Raw genomic sequence first — 16,194 nt, forward strand, 5'->3', positions numbered from 1 at the left:
ACATCAAATGTCAACAGAGCTGCAGTTACAGCGCCTCGCCCTTTTTCTTTAATTCTTCAAAAAGGTCACGGTAGATGCCGTTGGAATCGCCACCGCCAAACACATGCGCACCACCTGAATAGGTCTGCCCATAGGTTCGCGCGACATTGACGGTCTGCACCAATGCGCTGATTAATTGATCCCGCTCAAGTGGGGACAACGGGTGAATGAACACGCCCCACAGCCGCCCGTTCGCTATCGCATATCGGGCATCCAGGGCTGTATCAAAATTCGCCTGCATCATGCGCAGCAAATCATCTTGGCTCAGGCCGTCAGAACTGGCGATTGGCACCATTGCCCGCATCCGGTCCGCAACAACATCCGCCACAATCATCACCGGAATACCGTCGATGCTAAATTGCAATGTCGGTCCCTGCGCAATCACATCTGCATCAATCGCCTGCACAATCCCTGCAAGGCGTTCGATCGTCATGGGACCTTCGGCTTCAACTTCAGCCTGCGGTTCTGGTTCAACGGGCGTAGTCTGTTGTGCCGTCAGGGTAACAGGACACAGCATCAAAGCAAAGGTCAGAGCACGGATCATAGTGAGGTCTCCTTAAGTTAAGGAGAGCTTAGCAATTGGGCGCAAAAAGGCGATACACCCTTTGGTGAGAAACGTTTCTGCGCGATCAGGTTAAAGATGGAGCAGGCTAAACGCCTCTACCTCATTCACGCCAATGGTCCTTGATCCAAAGAGTCGGCAACATAAAGCGACGCAAATGGCGGAACCGTTTTTTAAAGTGGCGCGGCCCACGAATGGCGCGCATCAGGTGTTCGCCGCGTGTGCGATCCCCTTCTTCAGGCACCCAACGCCCCAAAATTGCATCCGGCGGGTTTGGCGTGGCAGGAAAAATAACCACGCGCGCATCGGCAGGCAGCTTTGGCGCGATGAAGTAATTGAGCGGGAACAGCGGCACGCACTGCGTGCGAAAGTGCCGGACCCACGGTTTGGGCCAGAACTTTATCCCACCTGGCGCATTGCGTGTCACAAAACGCTGCTCAAACGTATATTGGTCTGCAATCCCCTGCGGGTCAGCGCGAAAAATCTCTAACAGCGGTGCCAGTTTCCCCACAGGAAAGCGGAAGATCGAGGTCTGACCCAACTTTTCGAACGGGGTTGTCGGATTGCGGGCTAGGATCACATCATCTGGATCGCCGTACTCAAAAAACCCATCAAGGCTTCCGGTGATGACAAGGTCTAGATCTAGAAACAACACAGGCCCCTCAACCCCATCCAACGTCTCGTTCCAAAGCCTCGACTTTGGCCAAATGCCCTTTGACTTGGGCATCACGATATCGCTGTGTGGCAAATCCTGACAGATCACCTCAGGGCGAACCCCTTCGCGGTTGTCGGTAAAGCAAGTCATCGTGAACTCACCCGTGATGTTGCGCGCGCACATCGCATAAAGGCGGTTGATATAGGGCGGGCCGTATTTCGTGCCCCAGTTGATACAAATGATCTGCTTTTTAACCGTAGCCATACCCGTCTCCAAATTATCCGCCGCTCTGCTAATACAGGTTACGAGGTGGTCCGTATTGCCGCAACCGCGGCTACAGCCGCAGCAACAGCCTGATCAATCGTCAAGCGAGACGTATCGATCTCAGTTGCATCATCCGCAGGGCGCAATGGGGCCTCGGCGCGCTCCATGTCGCGTGTATCGCGGGCTTTTACATCCGCAAGCACCTGCTCAAAACTGTCAGTAATCCCTCTTGCCGACAGTTCAGCAAAACGACGCTGCGCGCGTACTTCGGCACTGGCCGTCACAAACAGCTTTACGTTGGCCTGTGGGCAAATCACCGTACCGATATCACGGCCATCCAGAACAGCGCCCCCTGCCCGCGCTGCAAAACTGCGCTGGAAATCCACCAGTGCGGCCCGCACTTCCGCAATTACAGCAACCTTACTGGCGGCTTGCGCAACTTCAGGCGTGCGCAGGCTGTCATCCTCCAGATCATCCGGCATCAGCGCAAGCGCTGCCTCGATAGGATCAGTGCCCGTCAGCACCTTTGCCCCAACCGCACGGTACAGCAGACCCGTGTCCAGATGCGCAAAACCGAAATGCGCAGCCACAGCCTTGGAAACAGTTCCCTTGCCCGCAGCCGCAGGTCCGTCGATCGCCACTGTAAATCCGTCGCTCATGACATCTCCGTAAGTTTCGCTTTAGTCACGTGTAACAGTTGCGCCTAGTTCCGTCATCAGTGGCTCAAATATCGGGAAGGAGGTCGCGATTGGGCCGCCGTCATCCACACGGACTGGCGCATTGGATGCCATGCCAAGGATCAGAAAGGACATCGCGATGCGGTGATCCAGCTGGCTGGCACACAGCCCACCACCCGCAACATTGCCATGCCCGGCGCCTGTGACAATCCACCAATCCTCGCCCTCGTCTACTGTGATGCCATTGGCGCGCAAGCCCTTGGCCATCGCATCAATCCGGTCGCTTTCTTTCACACGCAATTCGCGCACGCCGCGCATCACGGTCTGGCCGCTGGCGTAAGACGCCACAACACTAAGAACAGGATATTCATCGATCATGCTGGCGGCACGTTCTGGCGGCACTTCGATGCCGTGCATGTTGGGGGAGTAACGCGCGCGCAGGTCGGCAACTGGTTCGCCACCTTCAATACGTTCGTTTTCATAGACCAGATCAGCGCCCATATCGCGCAGCGTGGTAAACAGGCCAGCGCGTGTTGGGTTTAGGCCAATGCCTGGCACCAAAACATCCGAACCTGGAACAATCAGGGCTGCACACACCGGAAACGCTGCTGAGCTAGGATCGCGCGGCACTTCGATATGCTGTGCGTTCAATTCAGGCTGACCAGTGAGCGTGATTTCACGGCCCTCATCGGTCTCCTTGACAGAAATCTCTGCGCCAAACCCTTCGAGCATCCGCTCGGTGTGATCGCGTGTTGCTTCTTTTTCAATAACCACTGTTTGACCGGGTGCATTAAGCCCCGCCAGCAAGACAGCAGATTTCACCTGTGCTGAGGGCACAGGAACAACGTAACGCACAGGAACAGGCTCACGTGCGCCAACCAATGTCATGGGCAAACGCCCACCCTCGCGGCCAACGGTCTGACAGCCGAACAAGGCCAGTGGATCAGTAACCCGCGCCATCGGACGTCCGTTCAGGCTGGCGTCCCCTGAAAAGGTTGCTGTGATCGGCTGTGTCGCCATGGCGCCCATAATCAGCCGCACACCAGTGCCCGAGTTGCCGCAATCAATCACGTTGTCTGGTTCAGCAAAACCGCCAACACCTACACCTTGGACAGACCAGCTGCCGCCACCGTGATCGGTCACTTCAGCGCCAAACGCGCGCATAGCTGCGGCTGTATCCAGCACGTCCTGCCCCTCAAGCAATCCGGTGATCGTCGTTTCACCCACACACATGGCGCCCAGAATAAGGGAGCGGTGCGAGATCGACTTGTCACCCGGAACATTGGCTGTTCCGTTTAGGGGCCCACAGGCCGTTGACGTCATTGGAATAGGATCACCGTGGCTCGACATGTTAGCGCCCTCATTTTGCAGCTAATAGGGTTCTAGCTCAGTGTCTTTGCACCGTCCACACCACCCTGTTAATTTGACCCCGCGCGCATGACCCATAGATCGGCGCATCGGCATTTATATTTTCGCCCGCTCGTTAGACGCGGCGGAATGTCAGATAGTGCGGGACACGTCCCTCGCGAAGCGCCTTTTGCTCATAACGTGTGGAATACCAATCATCCCATGGGTTGCGCCAGTCTTTGGGGCTTACAGCCAACCATTCAAATCCGTAACGCGGTACTTCTTCCAGTGTCTGGCGCACATAGTCTTCGATGTCTGTTGCCACACGAAAGATCGCACCTTTCTTAAGGACACGGTGCAAAGGAACCAAATGTTCTTCGGTGACAAAGCGGCGGCGATGGTGGCGCGTCTTTGGCCAAGGGTCGGGGTACAACAGAAAGGCCCGTGAAATGCTTTGTTCAGGCAGAATATCAAAAATGTCGCGCGCATCTCCGGGATGTACTTTGACGTTGTTCACGCCTTCGCGTCGAATTTTGCCCAACAGCATGGCAACACCGTTGATGTATGGCTCACATCCAATGATCCCTGTGTCAGGATTGGAAGCCGCCTGATGCACCATGTGCTCTCCACCGCCAAAGCCAACCTCAAGCCAAATAGGCTTGCCGTCAAACATCGCATCCGTGTCCAGCATTTCCCGCTTCGGGTTTGCATCCCAATCCACAAGGCCCGGTGACAGCACAGCAAGGTCTTCATCAAGATAATCCTTCTGGGACTGCTTGAGATTGTGGCCCTTGAGGCGGCCATAAAAGTTACGGCGGGGTTTTACAGGTGTATTCATGCCCGCGGATGTAACGGGGTTGGCGCTGCGCTGCAATGCCTTCGCCAGATACACTCCGTTAATACACAATGTCGTAGAAAAGGGGGAAGCACCCCAAAGCAAAAGGCCCCCGATGAGTTTTTACACCCAGATCCAATCCTCCGAACAACAACAAGCGGCCAGTGGCCCCCAGTTTGCCAGCATCCTCATTGTAGATGATCAACGGTTTGATCGCGCCCGCCTAAACCGCATGTGCCGCGCTTTTGATTTCACCACACAGGTTGTTGAAGCCGATACACTTGCTGCGATGCGCGACAAGCTAAAGAAAGATCGGTTTGACCTGATTTTACTAGATTATCACCTGACGGACGGTACAGGATTGCAAGGAGTTGATGCCGTACGTGCGGACCGCGTCAATAGCGGTGCAGCAGTTGTAATGATCACGGGCACAGAACAAACTGATATCGCCGTACAAGCGCTCAAGCTGGGATTCAGTGACTACCTGACCAAAGAAGAGTTATCCCAAGAGACATTGGCGCGCGCAGCAATAACAGCGTTGCAAAAGGCTAGGCTGGCGCATGGTATGGCCAACGGCGGGGCCCAGCGCCCGCCAATGCATGAATCTCTCCAGAGTTTTTCACGCGAATGCGCGCAAGACATCAAACCCATTGTCAGCCGCATGATGCGGCAGATGCGGGACATCGATCTAAAAAAACCTCAAGATGCTGCCGAACGCGTGGAAAAGGTTGAGGGGTCATTGCGCAGGCTGTGGTCCTTCTTGGACGATCTGGACCAACTCGGTAGCGCATCAATTCCCAAGGAACCAACCATTGCAGGCCAGCGCACCAGCAGCCAACGCACGGAAATGAGCATAAACGCCCGTGTCCCGACAACCCAGCGCGGCAGGCCTGAAACAAAACAAGCCAAACCGCCCTCAATTTTTCGACGTCGTCCGGATTAGGGCGTTATGCGCCTTAAACGGCGGCCTTTAACGCATCAACCAAATCCGTACGTTCCCAGCTAAAGCCGCCATCGGCCTCTGGTGCACGCCCAAAGTGGCCGTAGGCCGCCGTGCGCTGGTAGATCGGTTTATTGAGTTCCAAATGGTTGCGAATACCGCGCGGCGTAAGGTCGATGATTTGACCAATGGCCTTTTCAATCGCTTCTGGATCAACTTCGCCTGTGCCAAACGTGTCACAATAGATGGAGAGTGGTTTACTCACACCGATGGCATAGCTCAGCTGAATTGTGCACTTAGAGGCCAAACCAGCCGCGACAACGTTTTTAGCAAGATATCGAGCAACATAAGCGGCAGAGCGGTCAACCTTTGTTGGATCTTTACCCGAAAACGCACCGCCCCCATGCGGAGCTGCGCCGCCATATGTATCCACGATGATCTTGCGCCCGGTCAGCCCCGCATCCCCGTCGGGGCCGCCGATGACAAAAGTGCCCGTCGGGTTCACCCACCATTCAGTTTCATTTGAAATCCAACCTTCTGGTAAAACTTCCCGAATGTAGGGTTCTACGATGTCACGGATATCCGCACTGGTCTGGCTTTCGTGCGCATGCTGCGTGCTCAGCACAATGGAGCTCACTCCAACGGGTTTGCCGTCTTCATAGCGCACTGACAGTTGGGATTTTGCATCGGGACGCAACGTTGGTTCGGTCCCGTCTTTGCGCACCTCCGCCAAACGGCGCAAGATGGCGTGTGCATAATGGACGGGCGCGGGCATCAGTTCTTTGGTTTCATCTGTCGCAAAACCAAACATGATACCCTGATCACCAGCACCTTCGTCCTTGTCCACGTCAGCATCCACGCCCTGCGCGATATGAGCAGATTGTTCGTGCAAGAGATTTGTAATTTCAACAGTCTCGTGATGAAACTTGTCCTGCTCATAGCCAATGTCTTTGATACAACTGCGCGCGATGTCTTCAATTCGCCCCATGTATTCATGCAGCTTGGTACGGTCAGACAGACCGACCTCGCCGCCAATCACAACACGGTTTGTGGTCGCAAAGGTCTCTGCGGCAACACGTGCTTCGGGTTCTTCGGCGATGAATGCATCCAGGACGGCATCACTGATACGGTCACAGACTTTATCTGGGTGGCCCTCAGAAACGGATTCCGAGGTAAAGACATAGGATTTGCGGGACATGTACGTGCTCCAATAAAAATCTGCACCACGCCAGGAAGCCGTTGTGGTGCGTTCAAACCGAACTAGGCTTCTGTGCGCATCGGGTCAATCGCTATTCAGACTGCGTGCGCTGTCTCGCCACAGCGCGCAACACCCCAACACCAAGGAACAAAACCATTAAAACGGCCAAAGGTAGATCGCCTGTACGACTGTAAATTGTTTGTGAGCGCGGCAGAGGCAGCCGGGAGTCAATGTACCCTGCGATCCCCAAACCAATGCTGTCCAGAATCTGCCCACGCGGACCGATCATAGCAGTGATGCCAGTATTTGCAGCGCGGGCTATTGGCAAACCCTGCTCAATCGCGCGCATACGAGCCTGGGCGAGATGCTGTTGCGGGCCAGCATAAGTCCCAAACCACGCGTCATTGGTGGCGTGAATGATAAAATTTGGACGCTCAGGTGCTGAGTTGACGTCATGGGCAAAGACTGCCTCGTAACAAATTAACGGCAACGCGCGTCCAAGCGGCCCCAGATCCATCAACTGAGCACCATCCCCACTGCTAAACCCTGCGCCGTGCTGGGGGGCCATCCCATAAAAGCCAAACCGCGCGGCAAAATCCCCCAGTGGGACATATTCTCCAAACGGGACTAGATGGTGTTTGTCATATATCTGGGTCACTTGCCCCTGCGAACCAAGCGTCGCCAGCGCGTTGTAGTAACGCCCTTCTTCACTGCGTTGTGCCCCTAAAATAACTGGAGTACCGCCAGCAGCAGCACTAATTTCTTCAAGGATAATGCCGCTACGGTTCAGGGTCCAAGGTATGGCTGTCTCTGGCCAGATGACCAGCGCTGGGGGCTGCATTCCTTTGGTCGGTGGGGCAGCCGTAAAGCGAAGCTGACGATCGTAAAAGATCGGGATCATCTCCGGATCCCATTTTTCGTGCTGAGGTGCATTGGGTTGCACCAACCGTACAACATGATCAGTCAGCTGCACGTCCGTTGGTACAAACGGCAAAACCATCGGCAGAGCCATCCCAACAGCCAAAGCAGTACCAAGATAGCGCCCGCGTGGTCTCAATTGTGAAATCGCAACTGCAATTGCAACCACGCCAACATTCACCCCATGTGGCCCGATCACTGCCAGCCCCTGCCCCATCAAGCTATCAACAGTGCTTTGCGCAGGAGAGGCCCACGGGAATCCCGTAAAAATATATGCGCGCAGCAACTCAATTCCCGGCAAAGTGAGGATTAGCCATGCCACGTTTTGCCCTAGTCTGCGCGCAGCCCAGAACGCCACCATCCAAAATAGCCCACCGCCTGCGGCCATCAGAATCACTGCAAAAGGGGCCATCCAACCGTGCCGCGGCGCATCAACCAGAAAGGGTGAGACAATCCAGTGAAGTGAGATCAGAAAATAGCCAAAGCCAAATGCCCATCCCATAGCGGCCGCTTGTGCAGCTGTGGGTTTACGTTCGCCCATCAGGAACGCGACAAGCGCCAAACCAGCAAGCATCATCGCAGGTAGATTAAAAGGCGCCTGCCCTAGGGCCGCAATTGCGCCACTCAAAGCTGGCAGCGCGACCCACTTAAGACGGCCGTTCATCCCGTAGGAGAGCCGTTCATCCGAACACGCAGCCGTTTAATGCGGCGTGGGTCAGCATCCATCACTTCAAATTCGGGTCCATCAGGATGAACAACAACCTCGCCGCGCGCAGGTACACGCCCAGAAAGCATAAAGACCAACCCACCCAATGTGTCGATATCTTCTTCGTCCACATCGTCATGTTCGGTCAGCGACAGGCCCACTTCTTCTTCGAAGTCAGACAGAGGCGTTTTGGCAAGCGCAAGGTACTGGCCAGGCTTCTCTTCTGACCAATAGATACCTTCATCAATGTCGTGCTCATCTTCGATTTGGCCAATAACCTGTTCGATCAAATCCTCGATCGTGACCAAGCCATCAACACCGCCGTATTCATCAATAACCAGCGCCATGTGCCGCCGCTCGGCTTGCATTTTGCTGAGCAGAACACCGATGGTCATGGATGGGGGCACATAGACCAGCGGGCGTGTCATTTCGGACAGATCGAAATTCTTGGGTTTTCCGTTAAACCCAAACTGCAAAGCCAGATCTTTCAGGTGTGCTAGACCAATAGGTGTATCAAGGGTCCCGTCATAAACAGGGAGGCGCGTTAGACCGCTTTCTTTGAAAACCGCCACCAATTCATCCATCGTCGTCGTCTGGCTGACTGCAACAATATCCGCCTTTGGGATCATCACATCATCCACACGCATACGGCGTAAATTGCCCATACCTGTAGTGCCCCGTTCGTTGTTCACGGCAGTAGGCAGGGTGCTATCGTCAACATCAGAAGGGCTGAGCGCACCGATTACACGGCTGAAAAAGCCACTTCGGCCCGTGTGGGGTTCGCCCTGCTGGGATATGTCATTGGAAGGAGTTTGATTCTGCGCGCTGTGCGCAGCGATAGAAGATCCGTCAGTGTCGCCCATTGGGTCCTGTCTCTGGAAGCGGCGACCTCATTGGTCACCTGTAATCGTGTTATCGATATAATATGGGTTATCTAACCCCAAATTACCAAGAATTTCGACCTCAATTCCTTCCATAAGCGATGCATCGCCCTCTGTAAGGTGGTCATACCCCAGTAAATGTAACACTCCGTGAATAATGAGGTGGGTCAAATGATCCTCGAACGGTTTGGATGATTCGACAGCTTCGCGTGCGCAAGTGTCATAGCTTAGCGCAATATCACCCAGTTCTAGCATCCCGTCATAGCCGATTTGCGGCGCTGGAGGCGCTATGCCTTCCGCAGGCGGCGCAAGCGGTTGCGCAGGCCAACTCAACACATTGGTAGGTGTTGGCTTGTCGCGGAATTCTTCGTTGAGGACCGCAATGCGTGCATCATCACAGGCCAGCAACGCGACCTCACACTCATCTGGCACCAGCGCCATGTGTTGCAGCGTGGCAACCACCGCGCGCTGCGCCAATGACGTCAGCATGGCCTCATCCCAAACAGGCGCCTCAATAAGAATATCAAGCGTGTCCAACTGCCTAACCGTCGCGCTTCACGGCGCGTTCAGCCTCGGCTTCATAGGCCTCAATGATCGCGGCGACCAACGGGTGGCGCACAACATCCTTGGAGGTAAAGTAGCTAAAGCTGATCTTGGGAATACGGTTCAATAAACGCTCCGCATCCGCCAACCCTGAGGCCTGCCCACGCGGCAAATCGATTTGGGTACGGTCTCCCGTGATCACCATCCGCGATCCCTCGCCTAAGCGCGTTAGGAACATCTTCATCTGCATCGCGGTAGCGTTTTGCGCTTCGTCCAGTACTACAAACGCGTTGGACAACGTACGACCCCGCATAAAGGCAAGCGGCGCGATCTCGATCGTCTTTTCCTCACGTAACTTGGCAAGCTGCTTACCCGGTAAGAAATCATTCAACGCATCATACAGGGGCTGCATGTATGGATCGACTTTTTCATCCTGCGTTCCGGGCAAAAAGCCAAGCTTTTCGCCAGCCTCAACTGCGGGCCGGCTGAGGATGATCTTATCAACCTTGCCAGACAGAAACATCGAGACACCCACAGCAACCGCCAGATAGGTTTTGCCAGTGCCAGCAGGACCAATGCCAAATGCCAGCTCATTATTAAACAGCGCTTCAACATAGGCTTTTTGGGCTTTGGTGCGCGGCTCAACCCGCTTTTTACGGGTCTGGATTTCTATGCCACCGCTGATTGGCATTTCAATCTGATCGCCGTCACGCACACCCGTATCTTCCGCCGAAGTGCCCATGCGTAAAACCATCTCTACATCAGCAGGCTCAACACTGCGTCCGCCTTCAAGGCGCGCATAAAGCGTCTGCAGAACTTGCGCCGCCCGCTCAGTCGCCTGCGGCTCCCCCAGTAGGGTCAAGAAATTACCGCGTCGTACGATCTGAATCTCCAACGCCTTCTCGACCAACGCCAGATGCTGATCAAAAGGCCCGCAAAGGTCGATCAGCAAACGGTTATCGGAGAAATCCAGCACAGGACCGGGCGGACCTGTTTCAGGTGTGAGCGTATCAGATTGAGACAAGAGCGGTTCCTTTCAGGCGTTCAGATAAATGAGATAAGACGTGATGTGCACCAATGCCAGTGCCCAAACGAAAAAGGGCCGCAGTGCAATGCACGCGGCCCTCATTATATCGTGTCAAATGCAACAAATTAGATCGGATCGCCGATGATGCTTGTTGCGCCTTTTTTGAAATCGCCAACAGTATGTGTAGGCGGAGCAACGCCAGAACATACAGGCTTACCGTATTTATCGAGACGCGCAGAAAGGTATCCCTCAACGCCGTCATCGATGATCCAGTGATCACACCCGTTGGGATCAACCCAAATACCTGCTTCAAGCTGGCTCAGGTGCTTTTTGTCAATGCCGCCATCAACCGTTTTATCAGGACCATTTGCGCGAAGCTGAAAGTCCTCGCAGGCTGAAACCAATGTGGCCAACCCTACAAGCGCGGTGATTTTAAGAATGTTCATATGCTTAATCCCCTCAGCGAACACAGATAATTTCGACGCGGCGGTTCTTTGCCATGCCAGAAGCGGAGCCATTGGATGCGGCGGGCTGACGCTCACCGTATCCGCGCACATCAGCGACACGTGCGCCCGATGCTTTGGCAACCTTGGCAACCGAGTTCGCGCGGTTCAATGACAGGCGCATGTTATATGCGTCAGAGGCACGGCTATCTGTGTGACCTGTGATGATAAAGCTAGTCGCTTCGGAGCTGCTAAAGAATTCCTGCAAACGCTGCTGCCCGCTTTTGGAAACGCGCGCGCTGTTTGTTGAGAAGAACTGATCGCTTTGCATCACGCCACAAACATTGCCGCGACGGCAAACAGGAATACCCTGACGGCTTGTGTGCGGTGTCATATAACCTTCAACACCATCATCCATAACCCAGTGTTCACACCCATCAGGGTCGACCCAGATCGTTGGAATATACTGGCCCTTATCGCGGCCAGACTGGCTTTTTGTTTGCGCACTCACGGCGGCGCCCTGCAAAGCAAGTGCAGCAATCATCGCTGCTCCTGCTGTCAACCGAAGTGTTTTGAAAAGTGTGTTCGCCACAGCTCTTTTCCTCTTTCTGTTCCCCCGAAGCGTACTTAGAACGCAACGCGCCCCAGAAAGCTCCATATTCGAATACCTTAGGCAAAACTATGGGACTAGGAAAGAACTATGTGCCACATATGGTGGGTACTTTGCGGAAAACCGCAAATTCAGGTGCATTTAATAGGACCCTGTATGTTCCGCTGGGTCAATTTGCCTCAAATTCGCCCACTTTGATGCGATCAAAGCCCAATTAGACGGGCAAACCCCTAGATTTGTTGCGCCGTCAGCGAGTTTGTCATCGCTCGGGTGATCCTCACAGGAACCACATCCCCTATTTGCGCGGTCGCATTTTCAATGTGAACAGCATGGAGATATTCAGATTTTCCCAACATCTGACCATCCTTGCGGCCAACCTTTTCCACTAGAACTGATAAATCGCGCCCTACCATACTTTCCTGAATGGCGCGCTGTTGGCGCGTGATCAGGGCCTGCAAGCGCTGCAGCCGTTCGTCCGCCTCGGCAGGGTCAACCTGCGCACGCGTCGCTGCTGGCGTTCCGGGGCGGGTGGAATATTTAAAGCTGTAGGCATAGCCGTAGTTGACTTGCTCAACCAAATCCATTGTGGCTTGGAAATCTTCTTCTGTCTCTTCAGGGAAGCCCACGATGAAATCACCTGACATCATAATGTCAGGTCGCACTTCGCGAATGCGTTCGATCAGGCGCAAATAGCTTTCAGCCGTGTGGCTGCGGTTCATGCGCTTAAGGATACGGTCCGATCCCGACTGAACTGGCAGGTGCAGATAGGGCATCAATTTGTCCGTATCTGCGTGGGCTGCAATCAGATCGTCGTCCATGTCGTTCGGGTGCGAGGTGGTATAGCGAATACGCTCAAGACCGTCGATTTTGCTTAGGGCGCGGACCAGTTGCGCCAGTGTCATGCCACCGTGATAGGCGTTGACGTTTTGCCCCAACAAAGTGACCTCGCGCACGCCCCGCTCAACCAGCTCTTGGGCCTCATGAACAACGCGGTCCGCAGGACGCGACACCTCGGCACCACGGGTGTACGGCACCACGCAAAATGCGCAAAATTTGTCACAGCCTTCTTGAACCGTCAAAAATGCAGCGGGTGCGCGGCGTGCTTTGCCGCCTCGCCCCTTAAGATGCGCAAACTTGTCCTCTTCGGGAAAATCCGTGTCGAGCGCGGTTTTCCCTTCGCGGATACGCGCCTCCATCTGCGGCAAACGGTGGTAAGACTGAGGACCCACAACCAAATCAACAGCAGGTTGGCGGCGCATAATCTCGGCACCCTCAGCCTGCGCCACACACCCAGTCACACCGATCTTGAGATCAGGATTCAGTTCCTTAAGCGGCTTCATGCGACCCAGTTCAGAATACACCTTTTCAGCCGCTTTTTCGCGGATGTGGCATGTGTTGAGCAGGATCATATCCGCATCTTCAGCGGTGTCTGTCTGCACATACCCTTCAAGGCTCTCTGCCATGCGTTCACTGTCATAGACATTCATCTGACAGCCATAGGTCTTGATAAAGAGCTTTTTGGGTGTGTCGTTTTTGGTCTCGGACATGATGTGCGCCTACGGATAATCGTTTGGGAAGGATGCCGCGCGAAGTATCAGCGTGCGCGGCATCTTGCAATGCACGCCGAATTAACCGATTCTGTGCGCAACTTGTATATTACCGAACCGGATACCATAGTATTTCATGCGTTACTCTTCATTAGACCAGTTCATCATCCAACAAGGGGCTGCCCTAGCCAAAGGGCCCATCGCCGTTGTGCTGGTCGAAGACGATGTCGAAATTGACACAACCCTGCGTCACCATCTGCAATCAGGTTTTGAAATGGTGTTGGCTCTCATGCCTGCTCAGTTCGATCTGCCGCGTGATTTGCAAGAAACTGCCCACCGTATCGACTATGAAATGTCTCTCGTAGGCGCGACCGAGAAGGCCATCAATGCCCTCATCAAAGCCGCCCCCGGACAGTGGATTTATTACTGCTACAATGCTGAATACCTGTTCTTCCCGTTTTGTGAGACCCGCGCGATCACAGAAATGCTGGCGTTTCATACTGAAGAACGTCGCGATTCTATGCTCACTTACATCATCGATCTTTATGCAGATGATTTAGATGAACACCCTCACGCAGTTTCACTAGAACGCGCCCATCTTGACCGTTCGGGGTATTACGCATTGGCGCGCCCTGATCCAATGAATGACGGACACCCAAAGGAACGACAGCTAGATTTTTATGGCGGGTTGCGCTGGCGGTATGAAGAGCACGTACCCGCCGCACGTCGCAAAATAGACCGTGTCGCATTGTTCCGCGCTACTCCCGGTTTGACCTTGCGAGACGATCACACCTTCTCGGATGAAGAGTACAATACTTATGCCTGCCCGTGGCACCACAACATTACCGCCACTGTCTGTTCGTTCCGCACCGCCAAGGCGCTCAAGGCAAACCCTGGCAGCAGATACGATATTGATACGTTCAAATGGCACAACTCTGCCCCGTTTGAATGGCATTCCCGCCAACTGCTTGATTTGGGATTGATGGAACCGGGGCAATGGTTCTGAATCACTCACCTTTTTGGTAAATCATCCGGCGCTGGCTAGTGCTCTGCCTGATGGCGCGCGGCCCATAGCCCTTGCTTGGCTTCTTGATCAAACGGCCAGCAATACTTGTCATCACACTGATTACCAACAACAACATGCCCAATGCGATCAGCACAAGTTTGACGCTGGCAAAACCTGAGTATGAAAGCGCAAGCCAATCCGCAAAACCCATCGGGATTGCGAGCATGCCAAACTGCCAGCCATTTTCAATGGCCCAATTTCAAAACATAGGATTGATCGACATCATCAGCAGTGACACGAACAAACACGCCAAATTTGCAAAGCAGCTTGGTCAGGAAATTAGCCATAACCGACTGAACCGGAATTAAAAACCTCAGCACACCGTGGATCACGTCGTCCTGGAATTCCGTATGTCACCCTGATCCCGGTCGATTGATCTTGATACGGCTCTGCGGCATTTGGCCCGTGTTTGGTCTTGCTTGAGGTCGCTCGCCTGAAATACCCAACTGCTCCAGTGCCTGCGCCTCTTGGCTGCCTGGGGTATAGCCAAGACCGCGAATGGCATCGTTTCTCACGTCTTCTGCGCTTGCATGTTGCGCGTCACCACCGCCGATAACGGCAAGCGTCAAATCCTGCACCATGTCGCGCAATTGCGGGTCAGTGCGCAGCGCCATAAGCAGACAAGCACTTAGCCCGAATCCGATGATACGACCCAAGATACGAGCCTTGCGCCCACGGGAGCGGCGATTGATCAGCCGCTCTTCGCGGTATGTTTCTGAAAATTCCATGCCCCCGATTAACTGGCAATCACGGCGATATTTTGACGACACACACAAAAACAGCGTGCAGGCGACGCCTACAGCCTCTAGACCCATCCGCATGAATGATCCCCAACCCTTTGAGATTTTTCTGGTGACCGTGCCGGGACTGGAATCTGTGCTGTGCGAAGAAGCACTTGAATGTGGCTTTGCCGGAGCTGTCGCCGTACCGGGGGGCGTGACGCTTCAGGGAGGATGGCCAGATGTTTGGCGCGCCAATCTTGTGTTGCGCGGTGCCACACGTGTGCTGGCCCGCATCGGCGGCTTTATGGCATTCCACCTTGCCCAGCTCGACAAACGCAGCCGCAAGTTTCCCTTTGGTGATCTGTTGCGTACAGACGTTCCATTGCGCGTGCAGGTCACAACCAAGGCGTCCAAGATTTACCATGCACGCGCTGCCGCCCAACGGGTCGAGACCGCGCTGACCGACACCCATGGCCTCACGCTTGATCCAGAGGCCACGCTAGTTCTCAAGGTCCGCATTGACGACAATCAGGTCCTTTTCAGCCTCGATACATCGGGCGAAAGCCTGCACAAGCGCGGCCACAAAGAGGCCGTTGGCAAAGCGCCAATGCGCGAAACGCTGGCCTCGCTGATGTTGCGACAAGCTGGATACACCGGAAAAGAACCCGTTGTGGACCCGATGTGTGGCTCAGGCACATTCCCGATTGAGGCTGCCGAAATCGCCACAGGTCTGTTGCCGGGGCGCACCCGCGAATTCGCGTTTCAGCAGCTTGCTAATTATGACGCCGACGCATTCGCCCAGATGAAGGATGTTCCGACGCGCACAGCCCCAGCTCACTTTTATGGGTCAGATCGCGACGCAGGTGTCATTCGCATGGCTCAGGCAAATGCCGAACGCGCTGGCATCCAAGACCTTACACATTTCGTCAATCGCCCCGCCGGTGAACTTACACCGCCTGAAGGCCCTCCCGGCCTTGTGATCGTGAACCCACCCTACGGGGCGCGCATCGGCAACAAGCAACTGCTTTACCCGCTATACGGCACACTTGGCAAAACCCTGCTAACCCGCTTTAAGGGCTGGCGCGTGGCGCTAGTCACCAGTGAGCCTTCCCTCGCAAAAGCAACTGCCCTACCGTGGAAACCCCAAGGCCCCGCCATCGCGCATGGCGGCATGAAGGTCTGGCTGTGGCAAACTCCGCCGTTAAGATAACAAA

18 protein-coding genes and 1 riboswitch are annotated in these 16,194 nt (G+C 54.6%); of the genes, 3 read left to right on the forward strand and 15 right to left on the reverse strand.

The window, feature by feature from the left end:
• Nucleotides 1-25: 25 nt before the first annotated feature.
• The 5 genes from V7775_RS00940 to trmB form a co-directional block, all read right to left on the reverse strand.
• Nucleotides 26-583 carry a hypothetical protein gene (locus V7775_RS00940; RefSeq protein ID WP_335749979.1) on the reverse strand — a complete coding sequence of 186 codons (558 nt, stop codon included), beginning with the start codon at nt 581-583 and terminating at the stop codon, nt 26-28.
• Between the two features lie 121 nt (nt 584-704).
• Nucleotides 705-1,520 carry a glycosyl transferase gene (locus V7775_RS00945; RefSeq protein ID WP_335749980.1) on the reverse strand — a complete coding sequence of 272 codons (816 nt, stop codon included), beginning with the start codon at nt 1,518-1,520 and terminating at the stop codon, nt 705-707.
• Between the two features lie 38 nt (nt 1,521-1,558).
• Nucleotides 1,559-2,179, reverse strand: a complete 621-nt coding sequence (cmk, locus tag V7775_RS00950; RefSeq protein WP_335749981.1) for a (d)CMP kinase — start codon at nt 2,177-2,179, stop codon at nt 1,559-1,561.
• 21 nt (nt 2,180-2,200) lie between these two features.
• Entirely contained in the window at nt 2,201-3,547 is a 1,347-nt protein-coding gene (gene aroA, locus V7775_RS00955) for a 3-phosphoshikimate 1-carboxyvinyltransferase (RefSeq protein WP_335749982.1), read from the reverse strand.
• A 133-nt stretch (nt 3,548-3,680) separates the two neighbouring features.
• Nucleotides 3,681-4,382 (reverse strand): tRNA (guanosine(46)-N7)-methyltransferase TrmB, encoded by a 702-nt coding sequence (trmB, locus tag V7775_RS00960; RefSeq protein WP_335751041.1) that lies wholly within the window; start codon nt 4,380-4,382, stop codon nt 3,681-3,683.
• Nucleotides 4,383-4,494: 112 nt separating this feature from the next.
• On the opposite strand from trmB, the gene V7775_RS00965 reads away from it, so the two are divergent.
• Nucleotides 4,495-5,322 (forward strand): response regulator, encoded by an 828-nt coding sequence (locus V7775_RS00965; protein ID WP_335749983.1) that lies wholly within the window; start codon nt 4,495-4,497, stop codon nt 5,320-5,322.
• A gap of 13 nt (nt 5,323-5,335) precedes the next feature.
• Here V7775_RS00965 and metK read toward each other — a convergent pair whose 3' ends face one another.
• From metK to miaB, 8 genes are all read right to left on the reverse strand, one after another.
• The gene (gene metK, locus V7775_RS00970) at nt 5,336-6,517 is read right to left on the reverse strand and encodes a methionine adenosyltransferase (RefSeq protein WP_335749984.1); all 1,182 of its coding nucleotides are present in this window, start codon (nt 6,515-6,517) and stop codon (nt 5,336-5,338) included.
• Nucleotides 6,518-6,522: 5 nt separating this feature from the next.
• Nucleotides 6,523-6,570, reverse strand: a riboswitch (SAM-SAH riboswitch).
• Nucleotides 6,571-6,608: 38 nt separating this feature from the next.
• A complete protein-coding gene (lnt, locus tag V7775_RS00975) occupies nt 6,609-8,099 on the reverse strand; it encodes an apolipoprotein N-acyltransferase (RefSeq protein ID WP_335749985.1) in 1,491 nt (496 codons plus the stop codon).
• Nucleotides 8,096-9,004 carry a hemolysin family protein gene (locus V7775_RS00980; protein ID WP_335749986.1) on the reverse strand — a complete coding sequence of 303 codons (909 nt, stop codon included), beginning with the start codon at nt 9,002-9,004 and terminating at the stop codon, nt 8,096-8,098. Before V7775_RS00980 ends, lnt begins: the two co-directional genes overlap by 4 nt.
• A gap of 27 nt (nt 9,005-9,031) precedes the next feature.
• The gene (ybeY, locus tag V7775_RS00985) at nt 9,032-9,559 is read right to left on the reverse strand and encodes an rRNA maturation RNase YbeY (RefSeq protein WP_335749987.1); all 528 of its coding nucleotides are present in this window, start codon (nt 9,557-9,559) and stop codon (nt 9,032-9,034) included.
• A 4-nt stretch (nt 9,560-9,563) separates the two neighbouring features.
• Complete coding sequence (locus tag V7775_RS00990; protein ID WP_335749988.1) at nt 9,564-10,589, reverse strand: PhoH family protein; 1,026 nt, start codon at nt 10,587-10,589, stop codon at nt 9,564-9,566.
• 128 nt (nt 10,590-10,717) lie between these two features.
• Nucleotides 10,718-11,038: a hypothetical protein gene (locus tag V7775_RS00995; RefSeq protein ID WP_335749989.1), complete on the reverse strand. Its 321-nt coding sequence runs from the start codon at nt 11,036-11,038 to the stop codon at nt 10,718-10,720.
• A gap of 13 nt (nt 11,039-11,051) precedes the next feature.
• Nucleotides 11,052-11,627 (reverse strand): OmpA family protein, encoded by a 576-nt coding sequence (locus V7775_RS01000; protein ID WP_335749990.1) that lies wholly within the window; start codon nt 11,625-11,627, stop codon nt 11,052-11,054.
• Between the two features lie 248 nt (nt 11,628-11,875).
• A complete protein-coding gene (gene miaB, locus V7775_RS01005) occupies nt 11,876-13,192 on the reverse strand; it encodes a tRNA (N6-isopentenyl adenosine(37)-C2)-methylthiotransferase MiaB (RefSeq protein WP_335749991.1) in 1,317 nt (438 codons plus the stop codon).
• Nucleotides 13,193-13,328: 136 nt separating this feature from the next.
• On the opposite strand from miaB, the gene V7775_RS01010 reads away from it, so the two are divergent.
• On the forward strand, nt 13,329-14,198 hold the full coding sequence (locus tag V7775_RS01010) for a hypothetical protein (RefSeq protein WP_335749992.1): 870 nt from the start codon (nt 13,329-13,331) through the stop codon (nt 14,196-14,198).
• Nucleotide 14,199: 1 nt separating this feature from the next.
• On the opposite strand, the gene V7775_RS01015 is transcribed toward V7775_RS01010, so the two are convergent.
• The gene (locus V7775_RS01015; RefSeq protein ID WP_335749993.1) at nt 14,200-14,424 is read right to left on the reverse strand and encodes a hypothetical protein; all 225 of its coding nucleotides are present in this window, start codon (nt 14,422-14,424) and stop codon (nt 14,200-14,202) included.
• 187 nt (nt 14,425-14,611) lie between these two features.
• Complete coding sequence (locus V7775_RS01020) at nt 14,612-15,079, reverse strand: hypothetical protein (protein ID WP_335749994.1); 468 nt, start codon at nt 15,077-15,079, stop codon at nt 14,612-14,614.
• Between V7775_RS01020 and V7775_RS01025 the strand changes: the two genes are divergently transcribed.
• Complete coding sequence (locus V7775_RS01025) at nt 15,078-16,190, forward strand: THUMP domain-containing class I SAM-dependent RNA methyltransferase (protein WP_335749995.1); 1,113 nt, start codon at nt 15,078-15,080, stop codon at nt 16,188-16,190. The genes V7775_RS01020 and V7775_RS01025 overlap by 2 nt on opposite strands.
• Nucleotides 16,191-16,194 lie beyond the last annotated feature (4 nt).

Source organism: Sulfitobacter sp. (genome assembly GCF_036960155.1).
GTDB lineage: Bacteria > Pseudomonadota > Alphaproteobacteria > Rhodobacterales > Rhodobacteraceae > Sulfitobacter.